Origin of the sequence: Collinsella sp. AF04-24, from assembly GCF_003465685.1 — a bacterium.
Classification (GTDB): Bacteria; Actinomycetota; Coriobacteriia; order Coriobacteriales; family Coriobacteriaceae; genus Collinsella; species Collinsella aerofaciens_AP.
The window spans coordinates 78177-98312 of the sequence record NZ_QSBK01000004.1 but is presented as its reverse complement, the minus strand read 5'-3'; the positions used below and the strand labels follow the sequence as shown (position 1 = coordinate 98312).

Below are 20136 nucleotides of genomic sequence, written 5' to 3'. Positions count from 1 at the left end.
TGATATCCATGAACAAAGAAGAGCTCAAGAAGCTGTTACCGCATCGCGAGCCGATGCTTTTGCTCGACGAAGCCGAGCTGGTGGGCGACGAGGCCCACGGCAAGATCACGATTACAGGCGACGAGTACTTTTTGCAGGGACATTTTCCGGGAAACCCGGTCGTTCCCGGCGTGATTCAGTGCGAGATGCTCGCCCAGAACTGCTGCGTGCTGCTGATGGGCGATGAGGAGGCGCGCGGCGCGACGCCGTTCTACACGAGTCTGGACAAGGTGCGCTTTAAGCGTCCGGTGCGCCCGGGCGACACGGTGGATCTAGTGTGCTCCATCACGCGTGCGCGCGGGCCGTTCCGCTTTGCGACGGGTACTGCGAGCGTCAACGGTGAGGTTTGCTGCCGCGCCGATATGTCTTTTGCACTCATGCACGAAAGTTAAGGAAGGCTCCATGTTCGACAAAGTGCTCATCGCCAACCGCGGCGAAGTCGCGGTCCGTGTTATCCGCGCGTGCCGCGATATGGGCATCAAGACCGTCGCCGTTTATTCCACGGCCGATGCGGACGCGCTACACGTGCAGCTTGCCGACGAGGCGTATTGCATCGGCGGCCCGCGTCTTGCCGAGAGCTACCTCAACGACGATGCCGTGCTCACCTGTGCCGTAAAGTCGGGAGCTAAGGCAATTCATCCCGGCTATGGCTTCTTTTCCGAGAAGGCGAGCTTCGTGCGCGACTGCGACAAGTTCGGTCTGGCGTTTGTCGGTCCTTCGGCCGAGGTGATCGACAGCATGGGCGACAAGGACGCCGCACGCCGAACGGCCGCTGCTGCGGGCGTGCCCATCGTGCCGGGCTGCGATTTGCTCAAAAGCCCCGAGGAAGCAACGGCCGAGGCCGAGCGCATCGGCTGCCCCGTGCTTATTAAGGCGCGCGCGGGCGGCGGCGGTCGCGGTATTCGCAAGGTCGAGCGCGTGGAAGATGCGGCAAAGGCGTTCAGCGAGGCGCGTGCCGAGGGTGAGGCCGTTTTTGGCGACGGCGAGTGCTACATGGAGAAGTTCGTTGCGCCGGCGCATCACGTTGAGGTACAGATTATGGCCGATAAGCAGGGCCATGTGTTTTCGCTCGGCGAGCGCGAGTGCTCGGTGCAGCGCCGCAACCAAAAGCTGATCGAGGAGAGCCCCGCGCCGTGCCTCGACGGACGCGATGATATTCGCGCGCGCATGCACAAGGCCGCGCGCGACCTGGCTCGTGCCGTTGGCTATGAGGGCGCTGGCACCATCGAGTTTTTGTACTCAGATGACGGCAATTTCTACTTTATGGAAATGAACACGCGCTTGCAGGTGGAGCATCCGGTTACGGAGTTTGTGACCGATACCGACCTGGTTAAGTGGCAGCTGCGCGTGGCTGCCGGCCGCCCTCTGCCCTTTGAGCAGGAGGACGTACCGGTCCGCAACCACGCCATGGAGTGCCGCATCAATGCCGAAACGCCGGACTTTCTACCGTCATGTGGAACGGTCACCGCGTTGCGTGTGCCGGGTGGTCCGCGCGTGCGCTGGGATTCCGCCATGTTTACCGGAGCGAAAGTTCCGCCGTACTACGACTCCATGCTCGGCAAGCTCATCGTGTGCGCGCCCACGCGTGACGGTGCCATTCGCAAGATGCGCTCGGCCCTGGGCGAGCTCGTGATTGAGGGCGTGAGCGAAAATAGCGAGCTTCAGCTCGACGTGCTGGCAAACGACGAGTTTTTGTCGGGCATGTATCACACCGATCTGATGGGGCATCTCTATGCTGATGAATAGAAAAGCGAAGACGGTCAATGTCCTTGAGGGGCCGATAACCGAGTCGTGCGCCGAGTTCCCCGCGCGCCACGTGTTTGTCAAATGCCCGGAGTGCCGCCGTGTGATCGATGAGGCGCGCCTGCACGACAACCTCGAGGTCTGCCCTCGTTGCGGCAAACACTTTCGCGTGAGCGGTCGCGCGCGCATGCGCATGACGGTCGACGCGGGTACCTTTGAGGAATGGGATGCCAATCTGGCGTCGAAGGACTTCCTCTCGTTTCCCGGTTATGCCGACAAGCTTAAGAGCGTGAGCGAGCGTTCGGGCGAGCGCGATGCCGTTGTGTGCGGCAGGGGCAAAATCTGCGGCTGCGATACCGCGCTCTTCTTTATGGATGCCAACTTTATGATGGGCTCAATGGGCTCCGTGGTGGGCGAGAAGATCTGTCGTGTCTTTGAGCGCGCGGCCGAGTTGGGGCTGCCGGTCGTTGGCTTTACCGTATCGGGCGGCGCCCGCATGCAGGAGGGCGTGACCTCGCTCATGCAGATGGCCAAGATTTCTGCGGCGGTTAGGCGCCACAGCGAGGCGGGCGGCCTGTACATCACGGTGCTCACCGACCCCACGACCGGAGGCGTAACCGCGAGCTTTGCCATGGAGGGCGACATTATCCTGGCCGAGCCCGATGCCCTGACAGCATTTGCCGGCCCGCGCGTGATCGAGCAGAACATGCACAAGCGTCTGCCCAAGGGATTCCAGCGTTCCGAGTTTTTGCTGGAGCACGGCTTTTGCGATGCCGTTGTTCCGCGTGGTGAGATTGCGCTCACGGTAGGCGAGCTGCTGGCGCTGCACGAAGGGCACGCGCCCGGCCTGGGGGCACCGCATGAGATCGTGCATACGGGTCGTCGCGACAAAAAGCTGGGACACTTGTTTAAGCGCTCGGCCGCACCAAAAAGCGCGCTCGAAATCGTCAAACAGACTCGCTCGGCGAACCGCGCCACGGCAGGCGAGATGATCTCGTTGGGTCTCGACGGATTCGTAGAGCTGCACGGCGACCGCTACTTTGGCGACGATGCTGCCGTGGTGGGCGGCATCGGCTGGAAAGACGGGCGACCCGTGACGGTTATCGCCATCGAGCGCGGTACCACGACCAAAGAGCGCATGCGTCGCAACTTTGGTATGGCACATCCCGAGGGCTACCGCAAGGCACGTCGCCTGATGCACCAAGCCGAGAAATTTGGTCGGCCGGTTCTGTGCCTGGTTGATACTTCGGGCGCGTTTTGCGGCATCGGTGCCGAGGAGCGCGGCCAGGGCGAGGCGATTGCCCAGAATCTCATGGAGATGAGCGGCCTTAAGACGCCGATTGTCTCGGTGGTGACAGGCGAGGGCGGCTCTGGTGGCGCGCTGGCGCTGTCCGTGGCCGACCGCATCCTGATGCTCTCGAGCTCGGCCTATTCGGTCGTGAGCCCCGAGGCCTGTGCGTCGATCCTGTGGAAGGATACCGAGCGCGCGAATGAGGCCGCCGAGGCGCTTAAGCTCACGGCCCCCGATCTGTTGGCGCTCGGCATTATCGATGGCATTGTTGACGATAGGGGCCTGTCGCATGAGGAGATCGCCGGTGTCGTCATGTCCTCGGCATTTGATGCCTTTGATACGCTTGGGCAGCTCGACGACGCGACCCTCACAAACCTCCGCTACGAAAAGTACCGCGCAATCGGTCAGTACCGCACGATGTGACAAAGGGACAGCCCGCATGTCACATTGGGAAAGGCGTTCCATGTCACAAGTTTCTAACACCTCGTTTACAACGACGGTTTCATCAAACGCCATGGCCGTGGTGGACTATCTGTCCAAAAGCATGATGTCGGCGCTGCCGTTTATTGTCTGCGCGGCGTTGTTCCGCACCGCCGCCGTCATTATGGGCGAAGGCATGCTGGGCCTGTGGTCTGCCGATTCCGAAATCTATCGCCTGTTCTACAGTTGGCTCTATAACGCCGGCTATTACTTTTTGCCCATCTATCTTGGTTGGGCCGCTGCCCGCCAGCTCGGTTGCTCGGAGCAGCTGGGCATGATGCTGGGCGGCGTATTGATTGTGCCCGATCTGCTTAAGCTCGTTGATGCCGCATCGACGACGGGGGCATCGATGACTTTCGTGTATGGTCTACTTCCCGCGCCGGTCAACGATTACACGACGACTGTTATTCCGGTTCTCATCTCGGTGCCCGTGCTATGGCAGGTGGAGCGTTTCTTTAAGCGCACTATCCCTCAGGCTGTGGCGTTTTCTTTTGTACCGTTTGCAACCATGCTTGTCATGGTTCCGGTGTCGCTGTGTGTTACGGCGCCGGCAGGCAGCTATCTGGGCATGCTGTTGGGACAGCTTATGTTTATGCTTGGCAATTCCGGTGGCATCGTGTCGCTGCTCACGCTCATGGGGCTTGCCGCGGGCTGGGAGTTTCTTAAGATCGCGGGTGTCAGCAACGTTGTCCTATCGCTCGCCTATGCGCAGTTTATGAGTGTGGGAACGGATTCGTGCATCCTGATCGCCGCGACGATGGCAACGTTCGCCGTTTGGGGTATGCCCTTTGGCGCGTCGCTCCGCGTTGCGGATAAGGACGAGAAGGCGCTCATGCTGGGCTATTCAATCTCGGGTATTCTTGGCGGCGTAAGCGAGCCAGCGCTGTACGGATGCGGCTTTAAATATGGCAGGTGTCTGACGTGCATGGCCGTTGGCGGCGCCGTCGGAGGCCTTGTTGCGGCCGTAGGCCACGTTACGGCTTATACTATCGGTATGACGAATGTTCTTATGGTCATTGGCTTTGCCACGGGCGGCATCTCGAATCTGCTGTGGTGCTGCGCTGCCGGCGGCGCAGCATTTGCGGTGTCTGCGGCGCTGAGCTACTGCTTTGGCGTGGTGCCGACAAAGGTGCAGGCGGCAGAAGACGAAGCTGATTCGCTCGAAACAGTGGCGAGCGCTGCTGAAGCAAGCGCATAAATCTGTGCGACAAAAGGACGATTCCTTTGTCATATTCCAAGGCTGCGGCCCGTGTGGGCTGCGGCTTTTTTGTATCTGGAGGACAAAGTGGCTACACTACAATCCGTTTGAGCAATAGATATATAGGTAGTACCGTGGGGACTGATGAGGATGGTCGAGTGGATTGTTCGTCGTGCGCAGGGCGACCGTGCGCGCGTGGGAACGTTGACGGGCATAGTGTGTATTCTCGCCAATGTTGCGCTTTGCGCTGCGAAGGGTGCAATTGGCGTGCTGTCGGGATCGGTTTCGATTGTGGCGGACGCCATGAACAACCTGTCCGATGCCAGCTCGAACATCGTGAGCGTGCTTGGCTTTAAGCTGGCGGGCAAGCCGGCCGACCCCGAGCATCCTTACGGACATGGCCGCTACGAGTATCTCTCGGGTCTGGTCGTGGCGGCGCTCGTGCTGCTGATTGGCGTTGAGCTGGTGAAGTCCTCGGTTGAGCGCATCATCCACCCCGAACCTGTCGAGTTCTCGCTTGCCCTGGTGGCAGTCTTGGTGCTTTCGATGATTGTTAAGCTCTGGATGGCGGCCCTCAACCAAAAGCTCGGCGATCGCATTGAGTCCGAGACGCTGCATGCGACCGCTCAGGACTCAAAGAACGATGTCCTAGCTACGGGTGCTGTGCTGGCGTGCGCAATTGTTTCGCAGGTGACGCACATCAATCTTGACGCATGGGTCGGCCTTGCCGTTGGCGCCTATATTGGCTGGAGCGGCTTTGAGCTCATCCAGGATACGGTGAGCCCGCTTTTGGGCCAGGCACCCGATCCAAAGCTGGTCAAGTACATTCGAGACAAGATCATGAGCTACCCCGGCGTTTTGGGCGTTCACGATTTGATGGTTCACGACTACGGCCCGGGCAGGAAGTTCGCAAGCGCTCACGCCGAGATGGCAGCCGAGGCCAGCCCGCTGGAAAGTCACGACACGCTCGATAACATCGAGCAGTCGTTTAGGGTCGAAGACGGCATGATCGTCACGCTCCATTACGATCCCATCGTGACCGACGATCCAAAGGTGGCGAGCATGCGTCTGCGCATCAACGCTATGGCTCAAGAGATTGATAGCCGCCTCTCGATCCACGACCTACGCTGTGTTCCGGGCCCCACGCACACCAACGTGATCTTTGACTGCGTGCGTCCCTCGGATCTGCAGATGAGTGCCGAAGACTTAAAGCACGCGCTGACACAACGGGTCGAATCGGAATATCCCAAGTCGATTGCCAAGATCACGATCGACGAAGACTACGTAGGGCATACCCACGAGTAAGGCTGTGCCGGCAAAGCAGGTTATGCAGAAGGGGAGAGCATGAAGAAGCTGTATCTACTCCGCCACGGTCAGACGGAGTTCAACGTCAAAAAGCTGGTCCAGGGCCGCTGCGATTCACCGCTGACCGACCTGGGTCGTCAGCAAGCCGGGATGGCAGCCGCGTGGCTCAAAGCCCACAACGTCGTTCCCGACAAAGTGGTCTCTTCGCCCTTAGGCCGAGCCATGGACACGGCAAGTCTCGTCGCAACCGAACTCCTCGGCCGGGATGCAGCAGTCGAGCCCTGCGAAGGCATCATCGAGCGCAGCTACGGCACCTTCGAAGAAGGCCCCCACGACGCCCTACCCACCGACGTCTGGGACCCCGGCGAGGACCTGATCCCATTTGGCGGAGAAGGAAGCCATGCCCTGCAGGAGCGCATGGTGGGCACCCTCACCAATCTCATGGACGCCGAGGGCATCGAAACCCTCCTAGCAGTAAGCCACGGCAGCGCCAGCCGCCAATTCATCAAAGCTGCAGCCCCAGAGGGCTTCGAGCTCCCAACAAAACTCCCCAACTGCGCCATTATGATTTTCGATTTTGATGAGGCGGAGCCACAAGTAGAGGGCGAGCCAATGCAATGCAAGTTCACCCTCCAGCAAATAGTGGACCCCCAACAAAGTCATTAGCCTGAGCGAGCAGAGTTAAGCAGACATCAACGTGTCGTCTCCCGAGCACGGCGGAGGGCCGGAGAAATATATTAAGGTCATCGCGAGTTCCGCACGCAAAGGAGAGCACTTAATGTGCTCTCCGTCTTGCGCAGGACTGTAGAGCAGGGACCTTAATATATTTCTCCGGCCCTCCGCCGTGCTCGGGAGCCATCCACACACTTTACCTGCGTAAACAATGTGAGTGAAATATGAATCTCGATGGATACGCCCGCAGCCGTGTATACTAAACAGCTGTGTGAAACCAGGGGAGTATTCTGGCTGGACAAAATGCCTGCTTAATAGGGTTGTCAGGTAGTCCGGGCGAAATACAAGGCTGGGGAGCACGTCGTGTAAGTAGTGGTCCTCTAGGGGCGTACGCTCGGTGGTGTACGCATTGTCCCAAGACCACGCGAGAGTTGGGATCATATCTTGATCAGCATGATTCTCGGCCGCAAGATTGGCATGACCCAGGTTTGGGACGAGGACGATAACGTCGTTCCCGTCACGGTCATCCAGGCTGGCCCCTGCGCTGTCTCGCAGGTTAAAACTCAGGCAACCGACGGCTATGACGCCGTCCAGATCGGTTTCGGCGACATCAAGGCCAAGAACGTGAACAAGCCCATGGCTGGTCACTTCGCCAAGGCTGGCGTCGAGCCTGTCCGCTTCCTTCGTGAGGTCCGCGTCGAGAACGGCGAGGAGCACAAGGTCGGCGAGGTCGTCACCGTCGCTGATTTCGCTGATGTCGAGAAGGTCGACGTCATCGGTACCTCCAAGGGTAAGGGCTTCCAGGGTCGCATCAAGCGCTGGGGTCAGCGCCGCGGTCCTATGACGCATGGTTCTCACTTCCAGCGTCACCCCGGTTCTATCGGTCAGTGCGCCTATCCTGCGCGCGTCCTCAAGGGCGTCAAGATGGCCGGTCACATGGGTAACGAGCGCGTTACCGTCAAGAACCTTTCCGTTGTCCGCATCGATGCCGAGCAGAACCTCATCTTGGTCAAGGGCGCTGTCCCGGGTGCCAAGAATGGTCTCGTCGCCATCCGTATGGCCTAAGGGCCCAGCCCATTTAGCCCAGCGTCATACCAAGGAGAACACTTAAATGGCAAAGTTTGAAGTAAAGAACAGCGAGGGCAAGAAGGTCGCCGAGGCCGAGCTCGCCGCTGAGGTGTACGGCATCGAGCCGAACATCCACGTTATGCACCACATCGTCAAGTGCCAGATGGCCTCTTGGCGTCAGGGCACCCAGTCTGCTAAGGGTCGCTCTGAGGTTTCCGGTGGCGGCAAGAAGCCTTGGCGTCAGAAGGGCACCGGCCGTGCCCGCCAGGGTTCCATCCGTGCTGCCCAGTGGCGTCACGGTGGCGTTGTCTTCGCCCCCAAGCCCCGTTCCTACGCTAAGCGTATGAACAACAAGGAGGTCAAGCTGGCTATGCGCTCCGCGCTGTCCGCCAAGCTGGCCGATGGCGAGCTCGTGCTCGTCGACGACTACGGCTTCGAGAAGCCTTCCACCAAGGCTGCTGTCGCCATGCTCAAGGCTCTCGGCCTTGAGGGCAAGCGTCTGACCATCATCGTTCGCGATGAGGACGTCAACGCCTACCTGTCGTTCCGCAACATTCCCAAGACGTTCATCATCACCGCTGACGAGGCCAACACCTACGATCTCGTCAACAACAACGCTGTGCTGATGCCCGCCGACATCGCCGCTCACTTCGGGGAGGTGCTTGCATAAATGACCGCCCACGAGATCATCATCCGTCCGATCGTGTCCGAGCGTTCCTTCTCCGGCATGGAGCTGAACAAGTACACGTTCGAGGTCGCCAAGGATGCTAACAAGTATCAGATCAAGGACGCTGTCGAGGAGATCTTCGGCGTCAAGGTCGTTCGCGTGAACACCCTGACGGTCAAGCCCAAGACCAAGCGCGTGCGCTATGTCGCCGGCAAGACCCGTTCTTGGAAGAAGGCCATCGTCACGCTGGCCGAGGGCGACACCATCGAGGTCTTTGGCAACCAGGCCTAAGACTCGCTGCTGTTGAGTGAGCTCATGCCTCCCAAATAGGGGAGGCGGGAGCTCAAGGTTTTGGGCGTATAAAATGGACACGCCCGGAACCGTGTATACGTCCGGTGTCATCGCACCCGAGGCAGAACCTCGAATCCCTGTCTGCGATGGCTAACGGATTCCTATTGAAAGGGATTGTAATGGCTGTAAAGCACCTTAAGCCGACCTCCGCTGGTAGGCGTTGGCAGACGATCTCCGACTTCTCCGAGATCACCTGCACCAAGCCCGAGAAGTCTCTTCTCGAGCCCCTGCCCAAGAAGGCCGGTCGTAACAACAACGGCCGCATCACCACCCGCCACCAGGGCGGCGGCGTGAAGCGTCGTTACCGCGTGATCGACTTCAAGCGCAACAAGGACGGCGTGCCCGCCAAGGTTGCCACGATCGAGTACGATCCGAACCGTTCCGCTCGCATCGCTCTGCTGCACTACGCTGACGGTGAGAAGCGCTACATCCTGGCCCCCAAGGGCCTCGAGGTCGGTCAGACCATCATGTCCGGCTCTGACGCCGACATCAAGCCGGGCAACGCTCTGCCCCTCGCCGACATCCCCGTCGGTACGCTCATCCACGCCGTCGAGTTCCAGCCGGGCAAGGGCGCTGCTATCGCCCGTTCCGCCGGCAACTCCTGCCAGCTGATGGGCAAGGAGGGCAAGTACGCTATCGTCCGTATGCCTTCCTCCGAGATGCGTCGCATCCTCGTTACCTGCCGCGCCACCGTCGGTGAGGTCGGCAACGCCGATCACGCCAACATTGTCATCGGCAAGGCCGGCCGTAAGCGTCACATGAACGTGCGCCCGACCGTCCGCGGTACCGTCATGAACCCTGTCGACCACCCGCACGGCGGTGGCGAGGGCAAGAACCACACCTCTGGTCGTCCCTCTGTTACCCCCTGGGGTAAGCCGACGAAGGGCCTTCGTACGCGCAAGAAGAAGAAGGTCTCGAACCAGCACATCATTCGTCGCCGTAAGAAGTAATTTCGGATACCGAGTTTTAGGAGAAAGCACTTATGAGCAGAAGTCTCAAAAAGGGCCCGTTCGTGGAGACTCGCCTTCTCTCGCGTATCACCGCGATGAACGAGGCTGGCAAGAAGGACGTCGTGAAGACCTGGTCCCGCGCGTCCACCATCTTCCCCGAGATGGTTGGTCACACCATCGCCGTCCACGACGGCCGCAAGCATGTGCCCGTGTATGTTACCGAGTCCATGGTTGGTCACAAGCTCGGCGAGTTCGCGCCGACTCGTACGTTCCGTGGCCACAAGGCCAAATAGGGGGTTAACCGTAAATGGCAACTAAGTCTATTGAAACTGAGGCCACCGAGGTTCGCGCCGTCGCTAAGTACGTGCGTGTTTCCCCCAGCAAGGCCCGCCTGGTGGTCGATCTGATCCGCCGCAAGCCTGTCGCTCAGGCCTTCGACATCCTCCACTTCTGCGACCGCGCCGTCGCCGTGGATGTCGAGAAGGTTCTCCGTTCCGCCGTTGCGAACGCCGAGAACAACAACGGTCTGCGTGCCGACAACCTGGTTGTCGCCGCTGCCTATGTTGACGAGGGTCCGACGCTTAAGCGCATCCGTCCCCGCGCCAAGGGTTCCGCTTCTCGCATTCTGAAGCGTACTTCCCACATCACCGTCGTCGTTGCTCCTCGAAAGGAGGCGTAAAGCTGTATGGGTCAGAAAGTCTACCCCACCGGCTTCCGTCTTGGCATCACCGAGAACTGGCGCTCCCGCTGGTTCGCAGAGAAGGATTACGCTAAGACCCTCGGTAACGATCTCGAGATCCGCAAGTACCTCGAGAAGCGTCTTTCCCGCGCAGCTGTCTCCCGCGTCGAGATCGAGCGCGCTGGCGACAAGGTGAAGGTCATCATCCTCACCGCTCGCCCCGGCGTTGTCATCGGTAAGAAGGGTGCCGAGATCGATACCCTCCGCACCGAGCTCGAGAAGGTCGCTGGCGTCTCCAAGGGCCAGCTCTCCGTCGACGTTGTCGAGATCAAGCGCCCCGAGCTCGACGCCAACCTCGTTGCTCAGTCTATCGCCGAGCAGCTCGAGGGCCGCGTTGCCTTCCGTCGCGCTATGCGCAAGGCTGTCCAGTCTGCCCGCAAGGCCGGCGCTAAGGGCATCCGTATCCAGTGCTCCGGTCGTCTCGGCGGTGCCGAGATGGGCCGTCGTGAGTGGTACCGCGAGGGTCGCGTGCCTCTGCACACCCTCCGTGCCAAGATCGACTACGGCACGGCTGTCGCCAGCACCACCATGGGCGCTTGCGGCGTGAAGGTCTGGATCTACCTGGGCGAGAAGCTCCCGGGCCAGCCTGTTCCCAACCCTGCACTCGAGGGCTCTTCCCGTCCTCGTCGTCGTAACTCCGAGAGGAGGGGTCAGTAGTGCTTGCCCCTAAGCGTATTCTTCACCGCAAGGTGCAGCGTGGCTCCATGAAGGGCCAGGCCAAGGGTAATACCGAGCTGCATTTCGGTGAGTTTGGTATCCAGGCTCTCGAGGCCCATTGGATCACCAACCGTCAGATCGAGGCCGCTCGTATTGCCATGACCCGCTACATGAAGCGTGGCGGTCGTGTCTACATCACGATCTTCCCCGATAAGCCCATCACCAAGAAGCCTGCCGAGACTCGCATGGGTTCTGGTAAGGGTAACCCCGAGGAGTGGGTGGCCGTCGTCAAGCCCGGCCGCATCATGTTCGAGGTCAAGGGCGTGCCCGAGGAGGTCGCTCGCGAGGCTCTGCGTCTTGCACAGCACAAGCTTCCCATCAAGACCAAGATTGTTGCTGCTAAGAACGCTGAGCAGCGCATCGAGAAGGAGATGGCTGAGGAGGCCGCTCTCGAGGCCAAGTGGGCTGCTGAGGACGCCGCCGCCGCCAAGGAGGAGAACTAATGAAGCCCGCAGAGATTCGTGAGCTCTCGGACGCTCAGCTCGTTGAGAAGCTGAAGGAAATGCGCGCCGAGCTCTTTAACCTTCGTTTCCAGATGGCCACCAGCCAGCTGGACAACACCGCTCGCGTCAACACCGTGAAGAAGGACATCGCTCGCGTCCTCACGGAGCAGCGCGCCCGCGAGATCGCAGCGGAGAAGTCCGCTGTCGCCGAGTAGGACCTAAGGAGAGAACATGACTGATTCGCGTAACTCGCGTAAGGTCCGTACGGGTGTCGTTACCTCCGTCTCCGGTGCCAAGACCATTGTTGTCACCATCACCGAGCGCAAGCGTCACCCCAAGTACGGCAAGATGATGACCAGCTCCAAGAAGCTGCACGCTCACGACGAGGAGTGCACGGCTGGCGTGGGCGATACCGTCCGCGTTATGGAGACCCGTCCTATGTCCAAGATGAAGCGTTGGCGCCTCATCGAGGTCGTCGAGCGCGCTAAATAAGCAGTCGCTCTTACGACTTGTACGTTTCCGAAGATGTGCGTATGTCTGGCTTGCATACCACGGGCCGTATAAAGGCTGCGCACCTCTCTTCGGTTCTTAGTTCGGAGGAACATCTACCATGATTCAGATGCAAACCATGCTGAACGTCGCCGACAACTCCGGCGCTCGCAAGATTCGCTGCATCAAGGTGCTTGGCGGTTCCAAGCGTCGTTATGCAGGCATCGGCGATGTGTTCATCGGTGCTGTCCAGGAGGCTACCCCTGGCGCCAACGTCAAGAAGAAGGACGTTGTCCGTTGCGTCGTCGTTCGCACCGTTAAGGAGATCCGCCGCAAGGATGGCTCCTACATTCGCTTTGATGAGAACGCCTGCGTTGTCATCAACAACGATGGTTCGCCCGTCGGCACCCGTATCTTCGGGCCCGTCGCTCGCGAGCTTCGTGACAAGAAGTACATGAAGATCGTCTCGCTCGCTCCCGAGACCCTGTAGTTAGGGGAGATATATGTATATCAAGAAGGGCGATAAGGTCCAGGTTCTCTCTGGTAAGGATCGCGGCAAGCAGGGCGTTGTCCTGCGTGCTCTCCCCGCCGAGAACAAGGTCGTTGTCGAGGGCGTTTCGGTCGTCAAGAAGGCCGTCAAGCCCAACGCTGCCAACCAGCAGGGCGGCATCGTTTCGCAGGAGGCTCCCATCGACGCCTCCAACGTCAATCTCGTTTGCCCCGAGTGCGGTAAGGTTACCCGCGTCGGTCACGAGAAGGACGGCAAGAACAAGCTGCGCGTCTGCAAGAAGTGCGGCCACAAGTTCTAAGCTGCCCGCAACATCAAGTTGCTAGCAAAGGCCCGGATGCCATGGCACCCGGGCCTTTTTCTATCCCTACTCGATGGCTTCGGTTCTGCCGTCCTGTCATTCCGGTTGCATCCAGTTTTCGGTGCCGTCTCGAATCGAGTGCCGCCAGGTGACACCCTGTCGCGTTTCGTCGGCTTCGGGGACAAAAGTCGGGACAACTCCAAAAACTATTTTCGAACTCAGGGCTTTGAGTTTTTGTTTTTGTCCCAAAGGGCGCGGCGGGATGCCTTTGGAGGCTCGATAGCGCCGAAAACGCCCGTTTTGAAACTTAAAAGCCTTTTCGCGTGCAAGCCGCCAGCTGCAATAGGAAGTGAATCAACGCAGGTGGCTTTCAAGCAGTTTGCAAAACTGCAGGTCGCAGGTCTTCATTGCCAGTAGGAGAAATGAGTAGTCTCAGGTGGCTTGCCCATGAGTTGACGAACGGGATTTGAGATTACGCTGACGTCCGGAAACGCTTCGAGCACGGCGTTACGTTTTTGGGGTTTGGGCGTAGCCCCTGCACCCGCGAGCGCGGGCCTTAAGCCCGCCGAGAGGGTGACGCGTCGAAAACGAAGGGGAAAGAGAGAAGGGGCCGTCCCTATCATTCAGGTTGCGACCGAAGAAGACAAGGAGACCCCCTGAGCCTGAATGATGCCCCACAGACCGCGTCCGACCGAGCTCAAGCCGAGCTTTTCCTGACGTCCGCCTTCGCGAAGATGATGGCTGGATTGGCTATGGATTGGCAACACTTATTTGGACGATTCCGGGAGGGACGGCCCCGCCTCCCTGAACTCGACCGGCGACATGTAGCCCAGCGTCGAGTGGATCCTGAAGTTGTTGTACCAGTGCACGTAATCCAAGAGCTTGGCTCGGAGCTCGCGCGTCCCTCCTCGGTCCTTCGGAGTGGCCGACGATCTCCCCGTTGCAGAGGTCGACGAGCGGGCAGACGTAGTTCCACGACGCCCCGACGCGCACGCAGACCAAGTCGCTGCATATATGGGTGCACGGCGCCCTGCCGCCGAAGCCGCGCGCGACGACGTTCGACACGTCGGCCTCGTTGACCGCCCCGGGGTGCACCTTGAACCTCTTCCTGCCGTATGCGCCGGCCAGGCCGTTCTCCCTCATGATGCGGCAGACGCGGCGCCGGCTGACGGTAACGCCCGACCTCCCGGGCGACGCCTTGATCTTGCGCGATCCGTTCCGGCCCTTGCTGGCGGCGTGCGCCGCCGCGGCCGCCGTCGCCCCCGACATTAAGGTCCTCAAGGGCCGCGTCGTCTCCGGCGACCAGTTCGTCTCGCCCGCGGAACAGAAGGAGCGAATCCTCGCGACCTTCGGCGACCTGTGCTGCGAGATGGAGGGCTGCACCATCGCGCAGGCCGCTTATCTCAACGGCGTGCCCCTCGTCGTCGTGCGCGCCATCAGCGACAAGCCCTGCGCCGAGGGCCGGGTCGTGACTACAACACTTTCGAGAAGAAGGCCGCCTGCGACTGCGCCCGCATCGCCGCGCGCATGGTTAAGCTTTAGGCCCTGCGCGCCGGGGCCCTTCTTTATGTTGGGACCCCGGCGCGCCGGGCCCTTTCCAAAGCGAAGTGTCGAGCCGAAGTGTTGAGCGTCGGCCCTGAATGTTCAATGGCCGTTGTTTTCTGCCCCTCAAGTGGTGGACTTTTCCTCGGAGCTGTTGATTCCCCCACGCGCCCCCTTCCGTTCTCTGTTCTCCCCTTATACTCCTTGTACGAGGAGGTAAGAAGTCATGGACAAGACCACACAGGACAGCTTGGCAAAGAAACCCGTCGACATGAGGGACAGGATTCTCGAGCATCTCGAGGCCCTCACCTCTGCCGTCTCGCTCGACGACCTTGCCCGTCTGTCCACCTCCGACATCGCCGAGACGCTCATCATTTCCAGGAGCCTGGCGAGCCAGTACCTCAACGACCTTGTTCGCGCCGGTCTTGTGGTTAAGGTGGCGGGCAGGCCTGTCCGTTATTTTCATCGCCGCGCGTTCCAGAAGCGTTTTCAGGTAAAGCTCTCTGCAAGCGAGTACGCCTCGCTCGCCGACCTCATCCAGGCGACGGGAATCGCCGATCACCGCGACTTCGCGCGTGCCGTGGGCTTCGACATGAGCCTCAGCTCCGTTGTCGAGCAGTGCAAGGCTGCGGTTCAGTACCCTCCGTTTGGCCTGCCCATCCTCTTGAGCGGCGGCGTGGGTGTCGGTAAGTCTTTCCTTTCTCGCCTTGTGTACGAGTACGGCAAGAACCAGGGCTTGCTGTCCCGCGACTCCTCCTATGTGCGCATCGACTGCGCCGGGGTCCCGGACGCTGCCTCGTTCAACGGGCTTCTTGACGAGTCGATCGCGAAAGCGCGCGGGGGTGTGGTCTTTGTCAACGGCATCGAGGCACTCTCTCCCTCTGCGATGGAGCACTGCCTTGCGACGGCCCTCGGGCTCGATGCCTCCCAGGATGCGCCGCGCGCTCGCCTCGTTCTTTCGACGACGCTTTCCGCCGATGACCTGAAGGTTTCCTCGGCCTACAGCAAAATGCCCATCTGTGCCCGCGTCCCCTCACTCAAGGAGCGGACCCCCGAGGAGCGCGAGGATCTCATCTTGAGCTTCCTGCGCAGCGAGGGGTGCCGAATCGGTTCTGATGTGAAGATCAGCCGCGGCGCATACCGTTGCCTCGTGAACGCGGACTTTTCCGATAACATCGCCGGCTTGCGCGCCTGCGTGACGAACTGCTGCGCCAAAGCGTTCCTCAATCGCGAGGGCGACTACGTCGTCGTTCGCCCGTATCTTCTTCCCAGCGGGCTCCTCTCCTCCGCGCAGATCGATCAACAGCCCGACGATGGCGTTCTGATCGACGCGTCTCTGGATGCCGCCGAGAGCACAGGGCCGGTCGAGCAGGCGCTCGATGCCCTGTGCTCCCTCGATGAGCGATTCTGCGCCGGGGAGCTCTCTGTCTCCGAGCTTGTCTCGCAAGCTGTCTCCGCTGTGCGCGGCGTTGAGGATCACTTGATCTTCGACCACGGCGTCGCCTCCTCGAGGTCGCGCGCCTTCGAGCGCGTCGTGGGCGCGGTCCTTGCCGACGCAGGCTCTTCTTATGGCATCGAGCTTTCGAGGAAGGTCGCTTTTCTACTGGCCCAGGAGATTTGCCTGCAGTTGTGGCCGGGTATCGGCCTGGCTAAGCGAAAGTCTGCCTGTGCGGAGCAAATCTCCCATCTCCTCGGTGCCGTGACCTCCGAATTGCCGTTTGCCTCGAGTGTCTCCGATCAGGTCGCCGCAGACGTGGAAGGGGCGCTGGGAATCTCGCTCGATCACTTCACGAAGACGCTTCTGACGCTGTGCGTCGCATCGGAGTCTCGCGATGCGAAGGCCCTTCGGACGCTCTGCGTCATCTTGTCCCACGGCTACTCAACGGCGACGAGCATCGCCGACGCGGCGAACCGTATGCTCGGCGTGCATGTGTACGAGGCGGTCGACATGCCCTACGACCAGCAGCTGAAGGACATCGTCGGTCCGCTCCAGCGCCTCGTCGACCGCCATTCCTACTGCACCGGGGTCGTGTTTCTTGTTGACATGGGCTCTTTGGAGGAGGCCTATAAGGCCCTCGAGAACGTTACCGACTCCACCATCGGGGTGGTGAACAACGTCTCCACCGGGCTCGCGCTCGAGATCGGGTCCGGGCTGCTCGGCGGCAAGTCCATCGCCGAGGTTCTTGGCGATGCGACCGCCGCGTGCGTGACGCACTGCAAGGTGATCGAGCGCGTCAACCGTGAGGACGCCATCGTCTTCTGCTCCGAGTCCGGGGTCGACGCCGCGGAGAGGATACGCCAGCTCGTCTCGCAGAGCCTCCCGCGCACCATAGGCGCGCGCCTGCTCACGCGGCCCTTCAAGCAGCTCGTCACGAACGGGTCGAACGACGCCGTTTTCTCCGAGCACCGCGTCTGCGCCGTCATCGGCACGGGAGACCCCGGGATCGCCTCCGTCCCCTTCGTCGCCCTCGAGGACATCATGTCGACGGCGTCCGCCTCTAAGGTCGATGCCGTGTTCGGCAGGTGGCTTGACGCTTCCGAGCTCTCTTCTTTCCACGAGAAGCTGCTCTCGAACATGACGCTGCAGAACGTCATCCGCTCCATCACCATCCTCGACCCGGAGCGGCTATTCCACGAGATCGAGAGCGCCGTGCACGAGCTTCAGCGCAGGACAGGCGAGAAGATCGGCAGCAACGCTATCATTGGGCTCTACGTCCACCTCTGCTGTCTCGTCGAGCGCCTTGTTACCAGAAACCCCATTGAGACCTACGTTGGCCAGGACCGCTTCGAGGAGGAACGCATCGATTTCATCGAGTCCTTCAGGCAGAGCTTCTCGAGCATCTCGACGCGCTATCGCGTAGAGGTTCCCGTAAGCGAGATCGCATATGTCTTCGACTACATAAGCGTGAGCGCCGCCCCGGCGCGAGAAGAGCGCCTCGGCTCCTCGGACCTCCTGCTCGACGAGTGACCTTCCCCGCGCCGCCGCAAGCTGACCGCGCGTCCTCAATAATCCGATAACCCCTTGCCCGGCGCGAATCCGGATAGCGCCGAGGCAGTACCGAACGCAAAACTTCATTTGATAGGAGCAAACATGAGTGTTGTTATGGCACGAATCGACAATCGCCTGCTTCACGGCATCATCGTGACGCAGTGGGCCCCGGTGTCGGGCGCGACCCGAGTCATGGTCATCGACGACAAGGTCGCCGGCGACGAGGTCCTGAAGTCCACCATGAGGATGGCGCGCCCCGCGGGCATGGCCGTTTCGATCATCTCCGAGCAGACCGCGCTCAAGAACTTCGCCGCGGGCAAGTACGACCGCGAGAAGGTCTTCGTCATCGCCAAGGAGCCCGAGACGATGCTTCGCCTGGTCGAGTCGGGCGTCGAGCTCCCGTCGCTGGTCGTCGGCGGCTCGCTCGTCAAGGAGGACGGCATCCAGCTCACCCAGCGCGCCTACGCCTCCGCCGAGAACGTCCAGAGCTACAAGGCGCTCATCGCCCGTGGCGTCAAGGTGACGGCCCAGTTCGTGCCCGCCGACAAGCCCGTCTCCGTCGCAGACCTCATCTAAGGGGGAAATATGGTCAACTTCACTATCCTGCAGGTCGTCCTTTTGACCCTACTGGCCTTCATCAAGCACGTGGACTACTACGGCATCCCGATGATCTTCGTCAATTACGCCGTTTTCTGGGGCCTCATCACCGGAGTCGTCATGGGCGACTGGAAGACCGGCCTTGTCATCGGCGGCACCATTCAGCTCATGCAGCTCGGCGTCGCGGGCTTCGGCGGCTCTTCCATTCCCGACTACGGCACGATGGCCATCATCGCCACCGCCTACGGCGTGACCCTGGGCTCCGACACGGGCCTCGCCATCGGCCTGCCGGTCGGCATGCTCGGCATCCAGCTCGACGTCGTCGCCAAGATCCTCAACGGCTTTGTCGTCGAGAAGTCCCAGAAGTTCTGCAACGAGGGTAAGTTCAATCAGATGAACGCCATCCTGTGGGTCTGCCCCGCGCTCTTCGGCCTGTGCGCCGCCCTGCCCGTCTTTGTCTCCGTGACGCTCGGCCAGCCCGCCGTCAACTGGCTCCTCGAGGTCATGCCCCAGTGGTTCCTCTCCGGCCTCACCCTCGCCGGCAAGATGCTCCCGGCCGTCGGTATCGCCATGCTGCTCCGCTACATGCCAACCGCCAAGTACTTCCAGTACCTGCTCGCCGGCTTCTTCCTCTCGGCCTTCCTGAACGTGCCCATCATCGGCGCCGCCATCGTCGGCGTTGCCCTCGCGATTGCGTTCTACCAGCGTGCCGAGAGGGACACCGAGCTCGCCGCCCACGCTTCCGCAGACGCCTTCATCGGAGAGGATGAGTAACCATGGAAAACGAGAACATCACCGCCGTCGCCGAGGGCAAGCCCTCCGGCTACAAGGTCACCAAGAAGGACCTGCGCAACGCGAACTGGCGCTGGCTCATGAGCGTGTGCACCTTCAACTACCAGACCCAGCAGGGCGCCTCAGTCGCCTACGCCCTCTCGCCGGTCCTGAGGAAGATCTACACGAACGACGAGGACTATAAGCAAGCGCTCAACAACCACTTCCGCTACTACAACACCCAGCCTTGGCTCGCCGCCATCATCCTTGGCGCCTGCGTGGCCATGGAGGAGCGCGACGGCCTAGCGGCGGCGGACGCCGTCCAAGACCTGAAGATCGGCACCATGGGACCGCTCGCCGGCGTCGGCGACTCCCTGCTCATGACCATGATCCCGACCATCATGGGCTCCATCGCCGCCTACATGGCCATCGAGGGCAACCCCGTGGGAGCCGGCATCTGGTTCGCGCTCATCCTGGCCATCTTCTGGGTCCGCATGCACGCCCTCGAGTTCGGCTACAAGCAGGGCGTGAAGCTCGTCACCGACTTCAGCGAGAAGCTTCCCAACCTCACTGCCGCCGCCTCCGTGCTCGGCCTCACCGTGGTCGGCTGCCTCATCGCCTCGGTCATCGGCGTCACCTGCCCGATTAGCTTCAGCTTCGGCGACGTCGCGATGGAGATTCAGCCGCTGCTCGACAAGATCCTGCCTGCCATGATCCCCGCCGCCATCACGGGAAGCGCGTATTACCTTCTTACCAAGAAGAACGCGAGCATGACGGCCCTCATCCTCGTGGTGATCGTCCTCGCGATGGTCGCCTCCGCCGCCGGCATCCTCGCCTAGCTTCGACCCAAGAGATTGGTGAATCAATGAGAAAGATAGTTGTGGCGAGCCATTCCCTTCTCGCCCAGGGCTTCAAGGACACCCTCGAGTTCCTTACGGGTAAGGGCGACGCCGTCAACGCCGTGTGCGCCTACGTGAACGACAACGGCGAGGGGCTCGACGCGGCGGTCGAGGCGGCTCTTTCGGGCACTGACGAGGTCGTCGTCCTCACCGACGCGTACGGCGGCAGCGTGAACCAGCGTTTTTCCCGCTTCGCCTCCGACCGGATCCACGTGATCGCGGGTGTCAACCTCCCGCTCGCCATGACGGTCGCGCTCGCGCGCCCCGACGAGAAACTCGACTTCGACGCCCTCGTCAACGAGGCGCGCCAGCAGATCATCTACGTGAACGGTGCCAGTTCCGCCGAGTGCGACGACGACGAATAGAGGAGGTCGACG

24 protein-coding genes and 2 pseudogenes are annotated in these 20136 nt (G+C 61.0%); 24 read left to right on the top strand and 2 right to left on the bottom strand.

From position 1 onward, the window contains the following. Positions 1 to 8: 8 nt before the first annotated feature. The 18 genes and pseudogenes from fabZ (at position 9) to rplX (ending at position 12961) form a co-directional block, all read left to right on the top strand. The gene (fabZ, locus tag DWV32_RS02555) at positions 9 to 431 is read left to right on the top strand and encodes a 3-hydroxyacyl-ACP dehydratase FabZ (RefSeq protein WP_099432064.1); all 423 of its coding nucleotides are present in this window, start codon (positions 9 to 11) and stop codon (positions 429 to 431) included. A 10-nt stretch (positions 432 to 441) separates the two neighbouring features. Then, positions 442 to 1785, top strand: coding sequence for an acetyl/propionyl/methylcrotonyl-CoA carboxylase subunit alpha (locus DWV32_RS02550; protein WP_117757101.1), 1344 nt, complete (start codon positions 442 to 444; stop codon positions 1783 to 1785). Continuing rightward, positions 1772 to 3496: an acetyl-CoA carboxylase, carboxyltransferase subunit beta gene (accD, locus tag DWV32_RS02545; RefSeq protein ID WP_089572485.1), complete on the top strand. Its 1725-nt coding sequence runs from the start codon at positions 1772 to 1774 to the stop codon at positions 3494 to 3496. Before DWV32_RS02550 ends, accD begins: the two co-directional genes overlap by 14 nt. 40 nt (positions 3497 to 3536) lie before the next feature. Beyond that, complete coding sequence (locus DWV32_RS02540) at positions 3537 to 4751, top strand: PTS fructose transporter subunit IIB (protein ID WP_147346204.1); 1215 nt, start codon at positions 3537 to 3539, stop codon at positions 4749 to 4751. Positions 4752 to 4901: 150 nt separating this feature from the next. Continuing rightward, on the top strand, positions 4902 to 6056 hold the full coding sequence (locus DWV32_RS02535; RefSeq protein ID WP_233540380.1) for a cation diffusion facilitator family transporter: 1155 nt from the start codon (positions 4902 to 4904) through the stop codon (positions 6054 to 6056). A gap of 39 nt (positions 6057 to 6095) precedes the next feature. Then, on the top strand, positions 6096 to 6722 hold the full coding sequence (locus DWV32_RS02530) for a histidine phosphatase family protein (protein ID WP_117757098.1): 627 nt from the start codon (positions 6096 to 6098) through the stop codon (positions 6720 to 6722). Between the two features lie 450 nt (positions 6723 to 7172). Then, the gene (rplC, locus tag DWV32_RS02525) at positions 7173 to 7793 is read left to right on the top strand and encodes a 50S ribosomal protein L3 (protein WP_035137484.1); all 621 of its coding nucleotides are present in this window, start codon (positions 7173 to 7175) and stop codon (positions 7791 to 7793) included. A 46-nt stretch (positions 7794 to 7839) separates the two neighbouring features. Further along, complete coding sequence (gene rplD, locus DWV32_RS02520; RefSeq protein ID WP_006235032.1) at positions 7840 to 8466, top strand: 50S ribosomal protein L4; 627 nt, start codon at positions 7840 to 7842, stop codon at positions 8464 to 8466. After that, positions 8467 to 8754 carry a 50S ribosomal protein L23 gene (gene rplW / locus DWV32_RS02515; RefSeq protein WP_022094197.1) on the top strand — a complete coding sequence of 96 codons (288 nt, stop codon included), beginning with the start codon at positions 8467 to 8469 and terminating at the stop codon, positions 8752 to 8754. A gap of 179 nt (positions 8755 to 8933) precedes the next feature. After that, positions 8934 to 9764: a 50S ribosomal protein L2 gene (rplB, locus tag DWV32_RS02510; protein WP_055250219.1), complete on the top strand. Its 831-nt coding sequence runs from the start codon at positions 8934 to 8936 to the stop codon at positions 9762 to 9764. 32 nt (positions 9765 to 9796) lie between these two features. Further along, positions 9797 to 10057 (top strand): 30S ribosomal protein S19, encoded by a 261-nt coding sequence (rpsS, locus tag DWV32_RS02505; protein WP_006235035.1) that lies wholly within the window; start codon positions 9797 to 9799, stop codon positions 10055 to 10057. Between the two features lie 14 nt (positions 10058 to 10071). Further along, positions 10072 to 10443 carry a 50S ribosomal protein L22 gene (rplV, locus tag DWV32_RS02500; RefSeq protein ID WP_006235036.1) on the top strand — a complete coding sequence of 124 codons (372 nt, stop codon included), beginning with the start codon at positions 10072 to 10074 and terminating at the stop codon, positions 10441 to 10443. Positions 10444 to 10449: 6 nt separating this feature from the next. Next, entirely contained in the window at positions 10450 to 11160 is a 711-nt protein-coding gene (gene rpsC / locus DWV32_RS02495; RefSeq protein ID WP_006235037.1) for a 30S ribosomal protein S3, read from the top strand. Then, positions 11160 to 11555, top strand: a pseudogene (gene rplP / locus DWV32_RS02490) (50S ribosomal protein L16); the annotation flags it as partial. The gene rpsC and the pseudogene rplP, both read left to right, overlap by 1 nt. A gap of 107 nt (positions 11556 to 11662) precedes the next feature. Beyond that, positions 11663 to 11878: a 50S ribosomal protein L29 gene (rpmC, locus tag DWV32_RS02485; protein ID WP_006235039.1), complete on the top strand. Its 216-nt coding sequence runs from the start codon at positions 11663 to 11665 to the stop codon at positions 11876 to 11878. A 16-nt stretch (positions 11879 to 11894) separates the two neighbouring features. Next, positions 11895 to 12155: a 30S ribosomal protein S17 gene (rpsQ, locus tag DWV32_RS02480; protein ID WP_006235040.1), complete on the top strand. Its 261-nt coding sequence runs from the start codon at positions 11895 to 11897 to the stop codon at positions 12153 to 12155. Between the two features lie 118 nt (positions 12156 to 12273). Then, on the top strand, positions 12274 to 12642 hold the full coding sequence (gene rplN, locus DWV32_RS02475; RefSeq protein WP_006235041.1) for a 50S ribosomal protein L14: 369 nt from the start codon (positions 12274 to 12276) through the stop codon (positions 12640 to 12642). Between the two features lie 13 nt (positions 12643 to 12655). Next, complete coding sequence (gene rplX, locus DWV32_RS02470) at positions 12656 to 12961, top strand: 50S ribosomal protein L24 (protein WP_006235043.1); 306 nt, start codon at positions 12656 to 12658, stop codon at positions 12959 to 12961. 767 nt (positions 12962 to 13728) lie between these two features. Here rplX and DWV32_RS10380 read toward each other — a convergent pair. Together DWV32_RS10380 and DWV32_RS10375 are read right to left on the bottom strand one after the other, a co-directional pair. Continuing rightward, entirely contained in the window at positions 13729 to 13830 is a 102-nt protein-coding gene (locus DWV32_RS10380) for an IS3 family transposase (protein ID WP_231501554.1), read from the bottom strand. Between the two features lie 292 nt (positions 13831 to 14122). Next, positions 14123 to 14230, bottom strand: a pseudogene (locus DWV32_RS10375) (hypothetical protein); the annotation flags it as partial. On the opposite strand from DWV32_RS10375, the gene DWV32_RS02460 reads away from it, so the two are divergent. From DWV32_RS02460 to DWV32_RS02435, 6 genes are all read left to right on the top strand, one after another. Further along, positions 14187 to 14588 carry a hypothetical protein gene (locus DWV32_RS02460; RefSeq protein WP_199569833.1) on the top strand — a complete coding sequence of 134 codons (402 nt, stop codon included), beginning with the start codon at positions 14187 to 14189 and terminating at the stop codon, positions 14586 to 14588. The pseudogene DWV32_RS10375 and the gene DWV32_RS02460 overlap by 44 nt on opposite strands. Positions 14589 to 14729: 141 nt before the next feature. Further along, entirely contained in the window at positions 14730 to 17471 is a 2742-nt protein-coding gene (locus tag DWV32_RS02455; RefSeq protein ID WP_117757096.1) for a PRD domain-containing protein, read from the top strand. A 123-nt stretch (positions 17472 to 17594) separates the two neighbouring features. Further along, on the top strand, positions 17595 to 18068 hold the full coding sequence (locus DWV32_RS02450; RefSeq protein WP_089572478.1) for a PTS sugar transporter subunit IIB: 474 nt from the start codon (positions 17595 to 17597) through the stop codon (positions 18066 to 18068). A 9-nt stretch (positions 18069 to 18077) separates the two neighbouring features. Further along, the gene (locus DWV32_RS02445; RefSeq protein WP_089572477.1) at positions 18078 to 18863 is read left to right on the top strand and encodes a PTS sugar transporter subunit IIC; all 786 of its coding nucleotides are present in this window, start codon (positions 18078 to 18080) and stop codon (positions 18861 to 18863) included. Positions 18864 to 18865: 2 nt separating this feature from the next. After that, on the top strand, positions 18866 to 19699 hold the full coding sequence (locus DWV32_RS02440) for a PTS system mannose/fructose/sorbose family transporter subunit IID (RefSeq protein ID WP_089572476.1): 834 nt from the start codon (positions 18866 to 18868) through the stop codon (positions 19697 to 19699). Between the two features lie 26 nt (positions 19700 to 19725). Further along, complete coding sequence (locus tag DWV32_RS02435) at positions 19726 to 20124, top strand: PTS sugar transporter subunit IIA (RefSeq protein ID WP_089572475.1); 399 nt, start codon at positions 19726 to 19728, stop codon at positions 20122 to 20124. The last annotated feature ends 12 nt before the right edge of the window (positions 20125 to 20136 follow it).

Excerpts from the sequence above, each read along its gene's own strand:
- rpmC (WP_006235039.1), top strand. The coding sequence starts at position 11,663 with ATGAAGCCCGCAGAGATTCGTGAGCTCTCGGACGCTCAGCTCGTTGAG.
- DWV32_RS02450 (WP_089572478.1), top strand. The coding sequence starts at position 17,595 with ATGAGTGTTGTTATGGCACGAATCGACAATCGCCTGCTTCACGGCATC.
- rplB (WP_055250219.1), top strand. The coding sequence starts at position 8,934 with ATGGCTGTAAAGCACCTTAAGCCGACCTCCGCTGGTAGGCGTTGGCAG.
- rplX (WP_006235043.1), top strand. The coding sequence starts at position 12,656 with ATGTATATCAAGAAGGGCGATAAGGTCCAGGTTCTCTCTGGTAAGGAT.
- rpsQ (WP_006235040.1), top strand. The coding sequence starts at position 11,895 with ATGACTGATTCGCGTAACTCGCGTAAGGTCCGTACGGGTGTCGTTACC.
- DWV32_RS02455 (WP_117757096.1), top strand. The coding sequence starts at position 14,730 with ATGGACAAGACCACACAGGACAGCTTGGCAAAGAAACCCGTCGACATG.
- rplV (WP_006235036.1), top strand. The coding sequence starts at position 10,072 with ATGGCAACTAAGTCTATTGAAACTGAGGCCACCGAGGTTCGCGCCGTC.
- DWV32_RS02535 (WP_233540380.1), top strand. The coding sequence starts at position 4,902 with ATGGTCGAGTGGATTGTTCGTCGTGCGCAGGGCGACCGTGCGCGCGTG.
- fabZ (WP_099432064.1), top strand. The coding sequence starts at position 9 with ATGAACAAAGAAGAGCTCAAGAAGCTGTTACCGCATCGCGAGCCGATG.
- DWV32_RS02440 (WP_089572476.1), top strand. The coding sequence starts at position 18,866 with ATGGAAAACGAGAACATCACCGCCGTCGCCGAGGGCAAGCCCTCCGGC.
- rplN (WP_006235041.1), top strand. The coding sequence starts at position 12,274 with ATGATTCAGATGCAAACCATGCTGAACGTCGCCGACAACTCCGGCGCT.
- rpsS (WP_006235035.1), top strand. The coding sequence starts at position 9,797 with ATGAGCAGAAGTCTCAAAAAGGGCCCGTTCGTGGAGACTCGCCTTCTC.
- accD (WP_089572485.1), top strand. The coding sequence starts at position 1,772 with ATGCTGATGAATAGAAAAGCGAAGACGGTCAATGTCCTTGAGGGGCCG.
- DWV32_RS02530 (WP_117757098.1), top strand. The coding sequence starts at position 6,096 with ATGAAGAAGCTGTATCTACTCCGCCACGGTCAGACGGAGTTCAACGTC.
- rplD (WP_006235032.1), top strand. The coding sequence starts at position 7,840 with ATGGCAAAGTTTGAAGTAAAGAACAGCGAGGGCAAGAAGGTCGCCGAG.
- DWV32_RS02445 (WP_089572477.1), top strand. The coding sequence starts at position 18,078 with ATGGTCAACTTCACTATCCTGCAGGTCGTCCTTTTGACCCTACTGGCC.
- DWV32_RS02435 (WP_089572475.1), top strand. The coding sequence starts at position 19,726 with ATGAGAAAGATAGTTGTGGCGAGCCATTCCCTTCTCGCCCAGGGCTTC.
- rplW (WP_022094197.1), top strand. The coding sequence starts at position 8,467 with ATGACCGCCCACGAGATCATCATCCGTCCGATCGTGTCCGAGCGTTCC.
- DWV32_RS02550 (WP_117757101.1), top strand. The coding sequence starts at position 442 with ATGTTCGACAAAGTGCTCATCGCCAACCGCGGCGAAGTCGCGGTCCGT.
- rpsC (WP_006235037.1), top strand. The coding sequence starts at position 10,450 with ATGGGTCAGAAAGTCTACCCCACCGGCTTCCGTCTTGGCATCACCGAG.
- DWV32_RS02540 (WP_147346204.1), top strand. The coding sequence starts at position 3,537 with ATGTCACAAGTTTCTAACACCTCGTTTACAACGACGGTTTCATCAAAC.